Source organism: Nocardia pseudobrasiliensis NBRC 108224, assembly GCF_001613105.1.
Classification (GTDB): domain Bacteria; phylum Actinomycetota; class Actinomycetes; order Mycobacteriales; family Mycobacteriaceae; genus Nocardia; species Nocardia pseudobrasiliensis.
In genome coordinates this window covers 26,065-39,639 of record NZ_BDBS01000073.1, presented here as the reverse complement: position 1 = coordinate 39,639, position 13,575 = coordinate 26,065, and the positions used below count along the sequence as shown (strand labels likewise).

General features: G+C 66.9%; 13 protein-coding genes and 1 pseudogene. 7 read left to right on the top strand and 7 right to left on the bottom strand.

The window, feature by feature from the left end; translation table 11 throughout:
* Together NP4_RS38150 and NP4_RS38145 are read left to right on the top strand one after the other, a co-directional pair.
* A partial coding sequence (locus NP4_RS38150) for a 3-oxoacyl-[acyl-carrier-protein] synthase III C-terminal domain-containing protein (protein ID WP_303755965.1) occupies positions 1–635 on the top strand: 635 nt, incomplete at its 5' end.
* 175 nt (positions 636–810) lie between these two features.
* Positions 811–2,121, top strand: coding sequence for an LGFP repeat-containing protein (locus tag NP4_RS38145; protein ID WP_169813863.1), 1,311 nt, complete (start codon positions 811–813; stop codon positions 2,119–2,121).
* Positions 2,122–2,877: 756 nt separating this feature from the next.
* Here NP4_RS38145 and msrB read toward each other — a convergent pair.
* The 4 genes from msrB to NP4_RS38125 all read right to left on the bottom strand — a co-directional run bounded on the left by msrB (position 2,878) and on the right by NP4_RS38125 (position 7,140).
* Positions 2,878–3,321: a peptide-methionine (R)-S-oxide reductase MsrB gene (msrB, locus tag NP4_RS38140; RefSeq protein WP_068009054.1), complete on the bottom strand. Its 444-nt coding sequence runs from the start codon at positions 3,319–3,321 to the stop codon at positions 2,878–2,880.
* A gap of 20 nt (positions 3,322–3,341) precedes the next feature.
* Positions 3,342–4,664 (bottom strand): glycosyltransferase family 87 protein, encoded by a 1,323-nt coding sequence (locus NP4_RS38135; protein WP_245998767.1) that lies wholly within the window; start codon positions 4,662–4,664, stop codon positions 3,342–3,344.
* 110 nt (positions 4,665–4,774) lie between these two features.
* Positions 4,775–6,334, bottom strand: a complete 1,560-nt coding sequence (locus tag NP4_RS38130) for an alpha/beta hydrolase (protein ID WP_068009048.1) — start codon at positions 6,332–6,334, stop codon at positions 4,775–4,777.
* A gap of 32 nt (positions 6,335–6,366) precedes the next feature.
* Complete coding sequence (locus NP4_RS38125) at positions 6,367–7,140, bottom strand: pyrimidine reductase family protein (protein WP_068009046.1); 774 nt, start codon at positions 7,138–7,140, stop codon at positions 6,367–6,369.
* A 35-nt stretch (positions 7,141–7,175) separates the two neighbouring features.
* Here NP4_RS38125 and zapE point away from each other — a divergent pair, with 35 nt between their 5' ends.
* From zapE to NP4_RS38110, 3 genes are all read left to right on the top strand, one after another.
* Positions 7,176–8,195 carry a cell division protein ZapE gene (gene zapE / locus NP4_RS38120; RefSeq protein WP_068009080.1) on the top strand — a complete coding sequence of 340 codons (1,020 nt, stop codon included), beginning with the start codon at positions 7,176–7,178 and terminating at the stop codon, positions 8,193–8,195.
* Between the two features lie 65 nt (positions 8,196–8,260).
* Positions 8,261–9,070: a tyrosine-protein phosphatase gene (locus NP4_RS38115; protein WP_068009043.1), complete on the top strand. Its 810-nt coding sequence runs from the start codon at positions 8,261–8,263 to the stop codon at positions 9,068–9,070.
* A 163-nt stretch (positions 9,071–9,233) separates the two neighbouring features.
* Entirely contained in the window at positions 9,234–10,139 is a 906-nt protein-coding gene (locus NP4_RS38110) for a class I SAM-dependent methyltransferase (protein ID WP_068009040.1), read from the top strand.
* 63 nt (positions 10,140–10,202) lie between these two features.
* Here NP4_RS38110 and NP4_RS43045 read toward each other — a convergent pair.
* Positions 10,203–10,311, bottom strand: a pseudogene (locus NP4_RS43045) (GNAT family N-acetyltransferase); the annotation flags it as partial.
* A gap of 74 nt (positions 10,312–10,385) precedes the next feature.
* Here NP4_RS43045 and NP4_RS38100 point away from each other — a divergent pair.
* Entirely contained in the window at positions 10,386–10,715 is a 330-nt protein-coding gene (locus tag NP4_RS38100; RefSeq protein WP_068009033.1) for a nitroreductase/quinone reductase family protein, read from the top strand.
* A gap of 1 nt (position 10,716) precedes the next feature.
* On the opposite strand, the gene NP4_RS38095 is transcribed toward NP4_RS38100, so the two are convergent.
* Positions 10,717–11,898, bottom strand: a complete 1,182-nt coding sequence (locus NP4_RS38095; RefSeq protein WP_068009029.1) for an MFS transporter — start codon at positions 11,896–11,898, stop codon at positions 10,717–10,719.
* A 185-nt stretch (positions 11,899–12,083) separates the two neighbouring features.
* On the opposite strand from NP4_RS38095, the gene NP4_RS38090 reads away from it, so the two are divergent.
* Positions 12,084–13,025 (top strand): competence protein CoiA family protein, encoded by a 942-nt coding sequence (locus NP4_RS38090; protein ID WP_245998768.1) that lies wholly within the window; start codon positions 12,084–12,086, stop codon positions 13,023–13,025.
* A gap of 65 nt (positions 13,026–13,090) precedes the next feature.
* On the opposite strand, the gene NP4_RS38085 is transcribed toward NP4_RS38090, so the two are convergent.
* On the bottom strand, positions 13,091–13,567 hold the full coding sequence (locus NP4_RS38085) for a hypothetical protein (protein ID WP_068009025.1): 477 nt from the start codon (positions 13,565–13,567) through the stop codon (positions 13,091–13,093).
* Positions 13,568–13,575: the final 8 nt, after the last annotated feature.

Sequence of the window (13,575 nt, the reverse complement as noted above, 5' to 3'; positions counted from 1 at the left end):
CAGCAGCACTGGCCGAAGCCTTCCACTTCCTACAGGCCCACCCCGACGCGGTCGTGCTCACCATCGCCATAGAACTCAGCTCCCTGAGTTTCCAACCCGGTCACCACTGTCTGAGCGACTTCATCTCCAATGCCATCTTCGGTGATGCCGCCGCAGCCACCGTGGCCCACCGAAGCACCCCGCACGCCAAGGGGTTTCGCATCCTCGACAGTCGTCAGCTACTACTGCCCAGTACCCAGGACGTGATTTCGGGCCGGACTTCCGAGACCGGCCTACACTTCCGCACCGACCCCAGCGTCCGATACACCGTGTCCGAGGCCATTCCGCATGTGCACGCATTTCTGCACGACTACGGGATGTCCAACGACGAATTGACGTTCTGCATCTCCCATACCGGCGGCCCGCGCATCATGGACGCTGTCGAACACGGGCTCGGGCTGAACCCCGGGACTCTCGACCGCAGCCGTGACAGCATGCGCGATCTCGGCAACACCGCCAGCGTCAGCATCTTCGACGTACTACGCCGTCATCACGACACCGACCCTCCCCACCATCACGCACCTGGCCTGCTGATCGCGTTCGGCCCCGGCTTCACCACCGAAGTCCTGCTCGGCCTATGGCACAGCGAGGCATGACGCAGAAGAGCACGACAATCTCGAACATAAGTTCGACAGAGTGCAAATCTCGAAGCCTGAGAGCGGCAGCAGGGGTGCCGGCTTCGAGGTTCGCTCGACTGGTCGGCGTATGTCCGGTAGGGGTAACGGTTCCGTCCGGCAGAAACCCTGCGGTCCCATTGGTCGGGTGCTTACCGTGAGTGTTGTCGCGATGCGTTGGGCCGGAACATGTTCGGTGGCATCGCGTGGGCCGTCATCGGTCGGCAGGGTCGTCCACGTCCCCGCGGCCCCCGGCTTACTCGAAGCCGTCGCCCACGTCGACCGCGGAGCCGTCATCCTCGCCGAGCGCGTCGGCGCAACCGAAACCGGCTGGCGGGCAGTGGAAGCCGACCGAGCACCCGAACGCGACGGTGGTGCCGGGCAAGATGCGGTCGGATCGGGAGAAGGTCCCCGACGGGTTCACCAAGGAGCAGCGGACAAGGCCGAGACCATGGAGGCCCGGATGCCCGCGCGCAATGCGCACCTTCGGGTCACCGACGGCTGCCAGGTGTATTGGCCAGCGCCCTATGAGGTGTGCGGCGCGATTCGGGACAAGTACAACGAACTCGGCGGCCCGAACAGTTTTCTGTTGTTCCCGACGAGCAATGAGCTGACCAACCCGGATAACGTGGGGAAGCGCTCGACGTTCCAGAACGGGCCCATCTACTTGTCTTCGGACAGCGGCCCGCATCCGGTGGTGAATCACTTCTTCGCGGCATGGCAGCGCAACGGCTGGGAGGCCGGTGTGCTTGGCTATCCGACCTCGGACGAATTCGTCAACCCGGACGGTGTCGGCCGCCGTCAGTATTTCCAGGGTGGCACGATCTACTGGAAACCCAACGAAGCGTATTACGTCGGCGGCGCGATCCGTGACAAGTGGGGTCAGACCGGTTGGGAGACCGGCTGGCTCGGCTATCCCACCTCCGATGAGACGAAGCTGCCTGATGGGCAGGGCCGGATGAACCAGGTCGAACGTGGAGTCATCTACTGGCATCAGTCTTTCGACGCGCACCCGGTCACGGGGGCGTTTCTGGCGTGGTGGTCGTTCACCGGTTATGAGAAAAGCGCGTGGGGCTATCCGGCGAGTGACCAGTACGACGATGAGAAGGGATTGCCGACCCAGGCTTTCCAGAACGAAGTCGTCGACCTCACCAGTGAGGTGAAGACCGGTGATCCGAAGTATCAGGAATACCGGCTGGGAACGGGGGTGACGGTCAGCGACAAGGTAGGGAAATTCGACGGTGCGCGCCCCACGAAGGAATATGACACCAGTAGATTGGTCTGGGGCTATCATCTCAGTGATTTCATCATCAACAAAGGTGTCAACGGCCTGAACACCCGGATGGGTTGCACGACATGGCTGCTCCGCAACGGCGTGCCGCAAACCTGGTACCAGGACAAGAATCACGGTGATGTCGAAATCACCTATCAGTACCACGGCAGCATTCCGAACAACGACGAAGAGTAGAAGTATCAATTCTTCGGTACCTGCCAGTTCACCAACGACACAGTGCGGAAGAAGCCGAACGGCACGATCGCGTATGGCGTGACCCTCGTACAGTTCGCGCACCCGTATCTTTTCGTCAAGACCGGACCCAGCTGCGCCACGCCCGGGACTTGACCCGGTAGCTTTCGATTCGGGCTTAGGTTGGCACCAGGGAGACGTCGATGAGGGCCTGGGGTCGCTCGCCTTCGCTGAGCAATGTCCAGCGAGCGTGCACAGTCAGCCACGTTCTATCGACGGCCAGCCGGAAAAATCCTGCGGCAGAATCGATTCCGGAAAGTAGTCGCTGACAGGTTGTGACGACTGCCGGGATGTCGTCGGGATGGAGTCGAGGAGGGCAGTGGGGCCGAGGCGATCGCGTCGTAGTCCGCGGCGATCCACTCGCGTATCAGGTGCGACCGTAGATCGACGACTCCGATCGCATGACCTCGAGTGAGACGCATGCGACGCAGGGCCGCAGAGATGCAATCGGCGGCGGGGGTTGTCCCGAATCGCGCATAGGTTCCAGACGAGGGCTCGCACGGTTGTGCCGGTGGGTGAGAGTCGAGCGGTGAGGTACAGGTGATGACGGGCGCCGGACGGCAATCGCGTTGTGGCTGTGCCGATCCAGCTGTCGGTGGGTGAGCATGGATCGAAGAGGGACAGGAATCCGTCGCGGTCGTCCCAGCGGTCGAAGCATGACATCAACCGGGGAAGTGGTGTGGCCTAAGAAGGAACGTTTCAGCTGGTAGAACCCTCTACGGGCTTCAGTCGCAACGAGATCGAGTTGATGCAGTACCGCTTGTCCGTCGGCGTGGGATAGCCCTCGCCCTCGAAAACGTGGCCGAGGTGGCTGTGGCAGTTCGCGCACAGCACCTCTACCCGTCGCATGCCGAGGGAATTGTCCTCGCGCAGGATCACCGCGTCGGACCCGGCCGGATCGAAGAACGACGGCCAGCCGCAATGCGAATGGAACTTCTCGGTGCTGCGGAACAGCTCGGCCCCGCAGGCCCGGCATTCGTAGACGCCCTCGGTCTCGGTATCGGTGTATTCACCGGTGTACGCGCGTTCGGTACCGGCCTCGCGCAGCACCGCGTATTCCTGCGGGTTCAGCCGCGCCTTCCACTCCTGTGGCGTGAGCTGGATCTTCGGCGCGGGCAGTGAGGTTTCGGAGTCGGAACTCATAAACCGAGTCTAATATCGGGCTAACTGAGCGCGCCCGCCTGCTTCTTGCCGGAATCGGCGGGCTGATCGGTCCGCCTCTCGCCGCCGGGGCCGGTGCGCCCGTTGACATTCGAGCCGCGCGGGTCCGCGCCGGGCAGCAGGAACACCGGATCGATTCCCTCGTCGAGCCGACCCTCGCGCTTCGCGGCCAGGTAGCGGTCGCCCAGCACGCAGAAAACCACGACCAGCAGCAGACCCCAGCCGAAGGTGACGCGCAGATACTCCAGTGCCCGCCCGGTGCTCTGCCAGTGATCCAGCAGCCATTTGTCGTAGGTCATGAAGCCGAATATCGCCAGCCACGCGGGCCAGTTGCGCAGTACCGAATTGCGCAGCACCACCGTCATCAGGAACGGGAACAGCATCATCGAGTAGTACTGCTGGCCCAGGCCGAGGAGCAGGAATTCAGCGGTCAGCAGCACACCCGCAGTGGTGCAGACGAAGAACAGCTCGTCATCCCGGTAATACCGGTAGAGCAGCCACAGCGAGATCAACACCAGCACGGCTACGGCCACTCGTATCGCCCACGTCAGCCACACCGGAAGCCCGTAGTAGCTAGCGTTGCCGACGATGGAACTGTTGAAGTAGTCGCGATTCTTGAGGATGTAGGGCCCGGTGCGGCGGATGAAGTCCATCGGATCCTTGATCAGCGGCCAGGCGATCGCATTCAGCAGGATCGGCACACCCAGCGAGGTGATCAGAACACTCCACTGCCTGCGCATCATCGGAATCAGCAGCATGGGGGCCAGCGTCGGCTTGACCGCGAGCGTCAGCCCCATCACCAGTCCGGCCAGCAGATCGCGCCGACGCAGCAACAGGTGGATGAACACCACTTCCGCCAGCAGCACACAGCCGTTGACATTGCCGAAAGCCAGTGTGTTGATGACGGTTTCGGACGCGAACATCAGCAGCAGTAACAGTGGCGCGGCCGGGGAGGACAGTCGGAACTTGAACAGCCGCAACAACAAATACCAAGCCAGCACGATGGCCACCGCATTGAGGCCCATGAACAGCCACTTGGACGTCTCGGGGTCGATGATCGCCAGCGGCGCGATCAGCAGGGTGCCGCTCGGGTAGTACAGATAGTGCGGATCGACATAGTCGAAGTTCTCGTTGTAGACGGCCCGGCCGTTGAGGAACGCCAGCGACGCCCGATAGACCGGCGCGAAGTCATCGGTAATGGTGAAGTTGGTGGCCTTCACGAACACCTGATGCAGCACGGTCATGATCGCGAACGGCCACAGGGCGAAGTTCAAGACCTCGGCGGTCGTGCGAGCGGTGCGTGGCTCGAGCTGACGAAACAACACTGGGGCACGGTACACCGGAAAGCTCGCGCGTTGTCGCGCGGACCCGCCGTCGGGCGTGCCGCAGCGCACTTTTCACCGGCCGTTCGCATCACTGCCGCGACCGGCCGAGATCATGCGGGGCAGGCGGTTCCGTCCGCGGGCAGCTTGGCGTCCTTCAGATAGTCCGTGAGCGCCTGCTGCGCGCAGCCGGAATGGGTCAGCACCGGATGCCCCCAGCCCTGCCAGCGCACGGTCGCGGTGGTCGCGCCCGCGCGACCCAGCGCACCGGTCACCGTGGGCAGCGCGTCGCCGCCGGTCACCGGGTCGGCGCTGGTTCCGAGCAGCAGCACCGGCAGGTTGAGCTTGTCGGGCAGCTGCGGGGGATTGGGCGTCGGCCACGCCGCGCAGGCCATCAATCGCACCGCCGCGTCCTTGCCGAATACCGGATACTGTGCGCCCCAGGTCTTTTCCAGCTCCTTGGCCCGATCCGGGGTGGCGGGCTGCTGATTGTCGCTGCACCGCGAGACGAACTGCCCGTCCGAACCGGTCGCCGCCGACTGCCGCTGCACGAGTTGGCCGATCGGCCCGCGATCGCCGCGCCCGGCCGCCGACAGCGCGTCGGCGAGTTCGGCGACCCGATTGCTCTGATCGGCGCGCGGATCACCGAGGAATCCGGAGATCCCGCTCAGCAGCGCGCCGGCGGACAGATCGCCCAGCCCGCCGCCGCGCGCTCGATTGACCAGATCGGTGATCGCGGCGCGTGGATCGCTGCCCAGTGAACATCCCATGCCGGTACAGCGCTGCGCGAACGCGGTCAGCGCCGCCTCCGCGCCCCGGGTCCGCTGTTCGGTGCGGGTGACGGCATCGGCGTCGACGGCCTGCGGGGCGTCCATGATCAGCCGGGCCAGATGGTCGCCGTACTTCGCGGCGTAGCTGAGCGCGACCCGCGCGCCGCTGCCGGTCCCGATGAGCGCGATCCGATCGACCTGCCACTGCTTGCGCAGCTGTTCGATGTCGTCGGCGGCGTGCGGCGCGTCGAAGGTGCGCTGGTACGGCTGCAGGAAGTCCTGGCAGGCGACCGTGGCGTCCTGACTGAACTTCACCATCGCGTCGACCGGATCGCCGGAGGTGAACTGCGCGCTGTCGGCCAGTCCGCGCCGGGTATCGCTGGGCATGCAGTCGATCGGCTGGGACCCGCCCAGTCCGCGCCGATCCACCGCCACCACCGGATGTGCCGCCAGCACGGCCGAATTCGGCCCGGCGGCCAATCCGGCCAGGGTCGCGGTCGAGGAGCGGTCGCCGCCGGAGGTCAGCACCAGCGGCGGTGCGTCGGCGGGTGTGCTGGCCAGCCGGGCCCGCACGGCCGCGGTGCGGAAGGTGCCCAGTACCGAGCCGCTGACATCGATCGGCGTGGAGTATTCCGCGCAGTCGAAGATCAGCCCGGCGGGCGGCGCGCCCAGCCCGAGCTGATCGAATGTCCGCGCGCCGCAATCGCGCCAGCTCAGATCCGTCTTGGGAACCTCGGCCCCGGGCGGCGGCGCGGGCGCGGCCGAGGTGGTCGGCGGCGCGCCCACCTCGTGCGGGCGCTCCACCGCCACACCGGGCCGATTCGACGGGCCCGCACCGCAGGCGGCGGTGAGGACGATCGTCAGCGACGACGACACCAGCAGGGCGGCCCGACTCCAGCGCATGCGCTACAGCCTGCCAGGTCCATCGCGTCGTTTCAGCTCTGGGTGTGCGCGCGTTCCCAGCGTGTCAGCACCGAACCGTCGTCGTCGAGCAACGCGTGCCGCAGCGACATCGGGGTCGGCAAGGCATTGGGCGACACGGCGATTCGGCCCGCCGTACCGCCGACCAGCAGTGGCGACACGGTCAGGCACAGCTCGTCGACGGCCCCGGCGACGATCAGATCGCCGAACAGCGACGGTCCGCCCTCGCACAGCACGCGCAACAGACCGCGCTCGGCCAGCACGGCGTGAATCCCCGCGGCGGTCACGCTGGTCTCACCGGCCTCGATCACCTCCGCACCGGCGTCGGCCAGCGCGCGTTTGCGGTCGGCGGGCGCGGCGGCGGTGGTCAGGATGATCGGCCGGCGGGCGGTATCGGTGAACAGCCGGGCGGCCGGATCCAGCGCCGCGCTCGCGGTGACGACCGCGATCGGCGGCGCCGCGCCGTCCTGTGCGCCGCCGAGCCCGTGGTGATAGAGCCGAATGCGCCGGAAGCTGTCGGTGCGGGCGCCGCCGTAGTTCTCCGTCCGGACCGTACCCGCCCCGACCAGTACGACATCGGCCAGATCGCGCAGGATGCGGAAGACGGTCTTGTCGGCCGGTCCGCCCAGTGCGCCCGACCGCCCGTCCAGCGTCATCGCGCCGTCGATACTCGAGATGAAGTTGACTCTGATCCACGGGGATTCGAGCCGCGCCGGATAGGCATACAACTGCACCAGATCGTCGGCGCCCAGCTTTGTGAACTGGATCGCATTGGGGACACGCTGCATAACGACCGATCACACCACGTCAGTAGGCTGTGCGGGTGCAACAACACCTCGTCGATCGCAACCCGGAGGTTCCGGCCGATCAGCTCATCGCCCAGATGGTGCCGCCGCCCACCTTCGACGAAGTGAGCTTCGCCTCCTACATTCCCGATCCCAAGGAACCGAGCCAGGCCGAGGCCGTGCGCAAGGCCGAACAGTTCGCCGGGCAGGTGAACAAGATTCACGCCGCCCAGGGCAAGAAGAGTCTGTTCGGGAAGAAGAAGCAGGTCGACGGCGCCGGACTGTATCTGGACGGCGGCTTCGGCGTCGGCAAGACCCACCTGCTGGCCTCGATCTTCCACGCCTCGCCCGCGCCGAAATCGTTCGGCACCTTCGGCGAGGTGACCAATCTGGTGGGCGCGCTGGGTTTCACCAACGCGGTCGAGCGACTGTCGGGCAACAGCGTGCTGTGCATCGACGAATTCGAACTCGACGATCCGGGCGACACCATGCTGGTGTCGCGGCTGCTGAGCGAGCTGACCGCCCGCGGCGTATCGGTGGCCGCGACCTCCAACACACTGCCGGATCAGTTGGGGGAGGGGCGCTTCGCCGCCCAGGACTTCCTGCGCGAGATCCGCAAACTCGGCGCGCTGTTCGAGACCGTCCGCGTGGACGGCCCGGACTATCGCCACCGCGATCTGCCGCCCGCGCCGGAGCCGACCTCGCCCGAGGCGCTGGTCGAAAAGGCCGGGGCCACATCGGGTTCCACGCTCGACGACTTCGAGGCCCTGCTGAAGCATTTGAGCACACTGCATCCGTCGCGCTTCGGCGCGCTGATCTCCGGGGTGTCGGCGGTGTTCATCTCCGATGTGCACACCGTCACCGATCAGGCGGTGGCGCTGCGCATCGTGGTACTGGCCGACCGGCTCTACGACGCGGGCATTCCGGTCACGGTGTCCGGAGTGAAGCTGGACAAGATCTTCTCCGAGGAGATGCTGGGCGGCGGATACCGCAAGAAGTATCTGCGCGCCATCTCGCGACTGCTGGCGCTGTCGCGCTTCGAGGTACCGGCCGCCTGACCGAGCAACCGCTCGGTGTACCGTGGCGACGAGTTCGAGAGCTGTACGACCGTCCAGGAGTTGTCATGGTCCATCGTTCCGTTCGCGTCACGGCGGCCGCGGCCGCGAGCGTCGCCCTCGCCTTCGGTCCCGCGGTCGGTACGGCGCTGGCTGTCGACCCACCGGCGGCCACGAGTTCGGTGGTGAGCGGTCTCGACGATCGCTCGCTGCATTTGCAGGGCGTGCTCAACGCCCGCGATCTGGGCGGCTACCGCACCACCGACGGCCGCGTGGTCCGTTCCGGTCTGGTGTTCCGCGCCGGCGAGCTGAGCAAGGCCACCGACGCCGACCTGGCCGCGCTGTCCGAGCGTCGGGTGCGCTACGTCGACGATCTGCGCATGGGTGTCGAGCGAGCCATCGCCCCCGATCGCATTCCCGCGGGCGCGCAGGGCAATTGGGACGACATCATCGGCCAGGCGCCGCCGCAGGTGATGGCCTCGGCCTTCGCCGCGGGCCCGGATCTGTACCGCGCGTTCATCACCGCGCCGGGCGCGAATCAGGGCTTCGCCGATGTCCTGCACGACATCCTGTCCACCGACGACGGCGCGGTGCTCTATCACTGCACCGCGGGTAAGGACCGCACCGGCTGGATGTCGGCGGTGCTGTTGACCGTCCTGGGCGTCGACCGCCAGACCGTCACCTACGACTACCTGCTGTCGAACTTCTATCGCAACGCGGGCCCGAACGACGGCCTCAACGGCGTGGTCCCCGCGGCCCTGGACGCGGCCTTCGATCAGGTGAACCAGACCTACGGCTCCTTCGACAACTACGTGCACGAGGGCCTGAAGCTGACCGACGACGACATCACCGCGCTGCGGGCCGAACTGCTGTCCTGATTTGGGTCGCCGGATTCTTCGGATGTGTTGAACCCAGCGGGGCGTTCCTTCCAGTTGGACGAAATTTAGTTAACAGAGGTAAGATCACGATTGTGTCCGTCATCACGGACGATCGCTCATTTTCTGTTGCGTCACAGCTGGTTCTACTTATCGGAGGAATGCCGTGCGTACTGAACGGGACACCTGGGACATCGTGAGCAGCGTGGGGGTCACCGCGCTGGGCGTGGCCGCCGCCCGGGCCATGGAGACCACGCAGCCCGATGCGCTGGTTCGCGACGAATACGCCGCGCTGTTCGTCGCGGCCGCCGGGCACGAGGGGATCGCGCGCTTTATCGACGATCCCGCCCACCACGATTCGCTGCTGATGGCGGGCACGATCGGCCTGCGCAGCAAGTTCTACGACGATCACTTCCTGTCCGCGGCGGCCGACGGCGTGCGGCAGGCGGTGATCCTGGCGTCGGGTCTCGACGCCCGCGCCTACCGGCTGGCCTGGCCCGCGGGCACGGTCGTATTCGAACTCGATCAGCCCAAGGTGCTCGAATTCAAGCGCCGGGTGCTCACCGACAACGACGCCTCCCCGGCCGCCGAGCGGCGTGAGGTCGCGATCGATCTGCGCGACGACTGGCCCGCGGCCCTGCTCGACGCCGGATTCGATCCGACCGCCCCCACGGCCTGGAGCGCGGAGGGGCTGCTGCCGTATCTGCCCGGCGCGGCGCAGGATTCGCTGTTCGAGCGGATCGAGCGGCTCTCGGCGCCGGGTAGTCGGGTGGCGCTCGACGCGCTGAGCAATTATGAGGACCTGGACGAGATGATCGGGTTCCAGAAGGAGCATCTGAAGAACTCGCCGATGGGCGATATAGACCTGCGCGACCTGTTCTACACCGACGACCGCTCCGAGCCGGAGAACTGGTTCGGCGCGCACGGCTGGTCCGCGACCGCCGCGACCATGCCCGATCTCGCCGCCCGCTACGACCGGACGCTGCCGGAGGTCCCGGAGCCGTATCACGCGCTGTATCTGAGCTCGCGCTACGTAGCGATCGCCAAGCCGCTCACAACTCCTTCCGCATGATGTAGTCCTCGCACCACCGGGCCCCGGCCCGAAAGCTTGCCGTAAGCCGCTCGAAGTCCTCGGCTGCCAACCCCGGCGGACACGCCAGCGGAAAGGTGGTCGCCGCAACATCACTGAGGTCCTCGGCGCTCCACAATCCAGCCCGGCCCACGATGACTGGGAAGTCGCTCATCCATCCATCGCGCCACATCCGAGCGACCGGTTCGCTCAGGTGTCCCGGCGCGCACCCGTGCGTAGGCTGAACAGATGACAGCGATGCGTCTGCTCGCCGGGTTCAATCGTCGGGTGACCAATCCGGGCTTTCGGCTGTTCGCCGGGCGGGTCGAGGGATACGCGAATGTGGTCCATACCGGGCGGCGCTCGGGTCGCACCTATCGCACGCCCGTGGGGATCACCTGGGACGGGGATCAGCTGCTGGTGGCCGTGAATTACGGGCGAGGTAGTGACTGGGTGCGAAATGTGCTGGCCGCGCAGTGTTTTCAGCTCGAGCATCGGGGGCGTGAGATTTCTATGGATCGACCGCAACTGGCCTGTATCGGCGGCCGCTACTTCCTGATCGCGGACCGGGCGCGCTGAATCAGCCTGTGCGCCTGGGATGGAAGTAGCGCGCGGCGAGGATCAGCAGCACCGCGAAGATCAGCGGAATCGCGAATCCGGCGCGCAGGGAGGCCGCGGCGGCGAGCGCGCCGACCACTCCGCCGCCGACGAGGGTTCCCGCGTAGTTGAACAGATTGAGTCGCGCGATGACCGCGTCGAGGCCGCGCCCGCCGGTCAGTTCGCCCGCCTCGCTGAAACACAGCGGCGCGATCACCGGCAGCCCCAGCCCCGCCACGAGGAATCCCGCCAGCGCGAGCGCCGGGGTGGGCGCGGCCACCACGAGTACGAGTCCGAGCGTGCCGATCGAGGCGGCCACCCGCACCACCGCCCGAGGTCCGAAGCGGCGCACGAAGATATCGCCGGTGAGCCGGGTCAGCAGCGACGCGCCCTGATACGCCGCCAGCGCCAGCGCGGCCGTCGCCGAGGAGGACAGCAGTTCGTCGGTCAGATACAGCGCCGACCAGTTGCCCACCGCCAGATCGATCGCGAATACCAGCGCCATCGCCACCCCGAGCGCGAAATACGCCCGCAGCCCGACGATCTCGGCCGCGGCCGCCTCGGCGGGTTCGGCCTCGGCCTGACGGGTACCGAGTAATCGAGGCCCGAGCGCGAGCCCGGCCGCCAGCACCACACCGGCCGCCACCAGGATCGCCGGGGTGAGTGTCACATGGGTCTTCTCGCACGCGGAGACGAACAGCGCGCCCAGAATCGAGCCCGCGCTCCACGCCGCGTAGAACGACGCGAGTACGAACCGGCCGTAGCCGTGCTGAATGAACACCGCCTGCATATTGGTGCTCGCGTCCACCACGCCCAATGCGATCCCGTACCCGCCGAGCGCGACGAACAGCACGGCGGTATTCGGTGCCAGCGCGATGCCCGCACCCGTGAACGCTATGAGCCCCAACCCGATTCGCAACGCCACCCGGCTCGACCAGCGCACCGCCAGCCGCTCGGCCAGGAGGCTGCCCCCGGCCGCCAGCAGCGAGATCAACACCACCGCGAGCAGAATCGTGGTGTCACTGAGCCCGAACCGATCCCGCTGCCGCGGCAATTCGGTGAGCACCACGGCCAGGAAGAAGCCCTGCAATCCGAACGCCACCGAATTCGCCACCCGGGCGACGCGCAGCGGTGACGAGATCTGCGCGGTGGCTGTCGGCGTCATTGCGGCAGCCTAATACCGACCGCTGGGTGTCGGATCGAGATCCGATGGGCGATATTGGTCACGCTGTGCTCCCGGTTGGATAACGAATCCGGTCGCCTGCCCGTGAAGGGGCCTGATCTTTACGGCACTCTGGAGGGGGCGGATCGCATCGGTTCGCGGGTGCACGGTGTAGGGGAAGTGGTCGCGTGAGCACGAAGGAACGGGCCGAGGCCGGACGCGGGCACGCGGCAGTGCTGGCCCCGGAACCGACGGATCTGCCGGTGGTGAAACCGAATCCGCGCGGCCACGAGTCGGGGGAGCGGTGCCGCGAGGCCGACTGCGGTAACTGTCACTGGGATGTGCAGCGACTCAAATACTGGCTACGCGGCTGGCTGCTGGCCTGCGGCGCCGACGATGCCGAGGTCGACAGGCCGCTGGGCGCGCAGACGCCGAGTGTGCTGTGGCGCAACGGTTCTCGCCGATACGCGATCGAGGTGCGCAGCGCGCCGGTCGCCCTGGCCGATGCGCAGGAGCGCACGGCCCGGCTGCGCGCGGTGGGCTGCGACGAGGTGCTGTGGCTGTGCCCGCCTGGATACTGGGTGGCGCGGCTGCCGGCGCTCGGGGTGGACGACTTCGCCCCGCTGGTTTGTAGATATCAAGCCGTGTCCGGCATGCTCTCGGCCGGTCCGGCGGATGTGGTGCGACCGCACGAAGATCCCTGGCCGGTCCGGGAATTCATCGAGGGCTGGGTGGCCGGCGAGCTGGCCTGGGGATATCGCGACGACACCACCGGAGGATGGGCAACAGTGGCCGACTGGGAGCAGCACACCCGCGCGCAGGCGCTGCTGATCGCGCAGCAGCGTCAGGAACTCGTTCATCAGCGCACGGCATTGGCCTTGGCGCGCAAGGCTACTCGCGACAAGGCCAAACAGGTGCACAAGCTGCTGCACCGGCTCGAGCGCGCCGAGCAGGTCGTGGAGCATCTCGATTCGGCGCGCCGCCGCATCGCCGATCACGACCGCGTCGACGCCACCCTGCGCGTCACCATCGCCAAACAGCGTGAGGCCCTGGTGCACTGGCAGCTGATCACCTGCTTCGCCATGCTGGTGATCGTCGCCTTCATCGCCGCGGGCGTCCTGCTGCACTGAGCGGTTCTACCGCACGGCCCGCCCCGCCGGAATCGACGCGGCGGTGCCGCCCGCGGCGCAGCCGATCACGATGGTCCAGGCCAGGGGCCCAGGGGAACACCGCCGAAGAAGCGGTTCACTCCGGGCGTCATGACGCAGGTGATGGGCGGTGTGGCCGATAGCTGCGGCATAGCCGCGGAAACTCTCGAACGGGATCTCCTCGATCGGATCCCAAACGTGGGCGGCCTCGCGCCGAGATGGGCGTCGGCGGCCTCGACCGCCGCGCGGTCGGTCGCGTGCACCAGCGGGCCGTCTTCCGGATTGGGGCAGGCGCGGGCCGCAGCGCGCAGCAGTCGGCGGGTCGCGGCGGATTCCCCGGCCTGTTCGGTCGGCCCATCCTCGTCGAGGTCGGCGAGCGCGACCAGTCGCAATCGGCCCTCGGTCAGGGTGCCGGTCTTGTCGAAGCACATGGTGTCGACCCCGGCCTCGGTGCCGGAGCCCACCGCGACAATCGAAAATTTGGCGATGTGCTCGTCCTGCCCGCGTCGAGCCGGGGCAAACATGGGACGCG

Excerpts from the sequence above, each read along its gene's own strand:
- msrB (WP_068009054.1), bottom strand. The coding sequence starts at position 3,321 with ATGAGTTCCGACTCCGAAACCTCACTGCCCGCGCCGAAGATCCAGCTC.
- NP4_RS38130 (WP_068009048.1), bottom strand. The coding sequence starts at position 6,334 with ATGCGCTGGAGTCGGGCCGCCCTGCTGGTGTCGTCGTCGCTGACGATC.
- NP4_RS38125 (WP_068009046.1), bottom strand. The coding sequence starts at position 7,140 with ATGCAGCGTGTCCCCAATGCGATCCAGTTCACAAAGCTGGGCGCCGAC.
- NP4_RS38115 (WP_068009043.1), top strand. The coding sequence starts at position 8,261 with ATGGTCCATCGTTCCGTTCGCGTCACGGCGGCCGCGGCCGCGAGCGTC.
- NP4_RS38100 (WP_068009033.1), top strand. The coding sequence starts at position 10,386 with ATGACAGCGATGCGTCTGCTCGCCGGGTTCAATCGTCGGGTGACCAAT.
- NP4_RS38095 (WP_068009029.1), bottom strand. The coding sequence starts at position 11,898 with ATGACGCCGACAGCCACCGCGCAGATCTCGTCACCGCTGCGCGTCGCC.
- NP4_RS38085 (WP_068009025.1), bottom strand. The coding sequence starts at position 13,567 with ATGTTTGCCCCGGCTCGACGCGGGCAGGACGAGCACATCGCCAAATTT.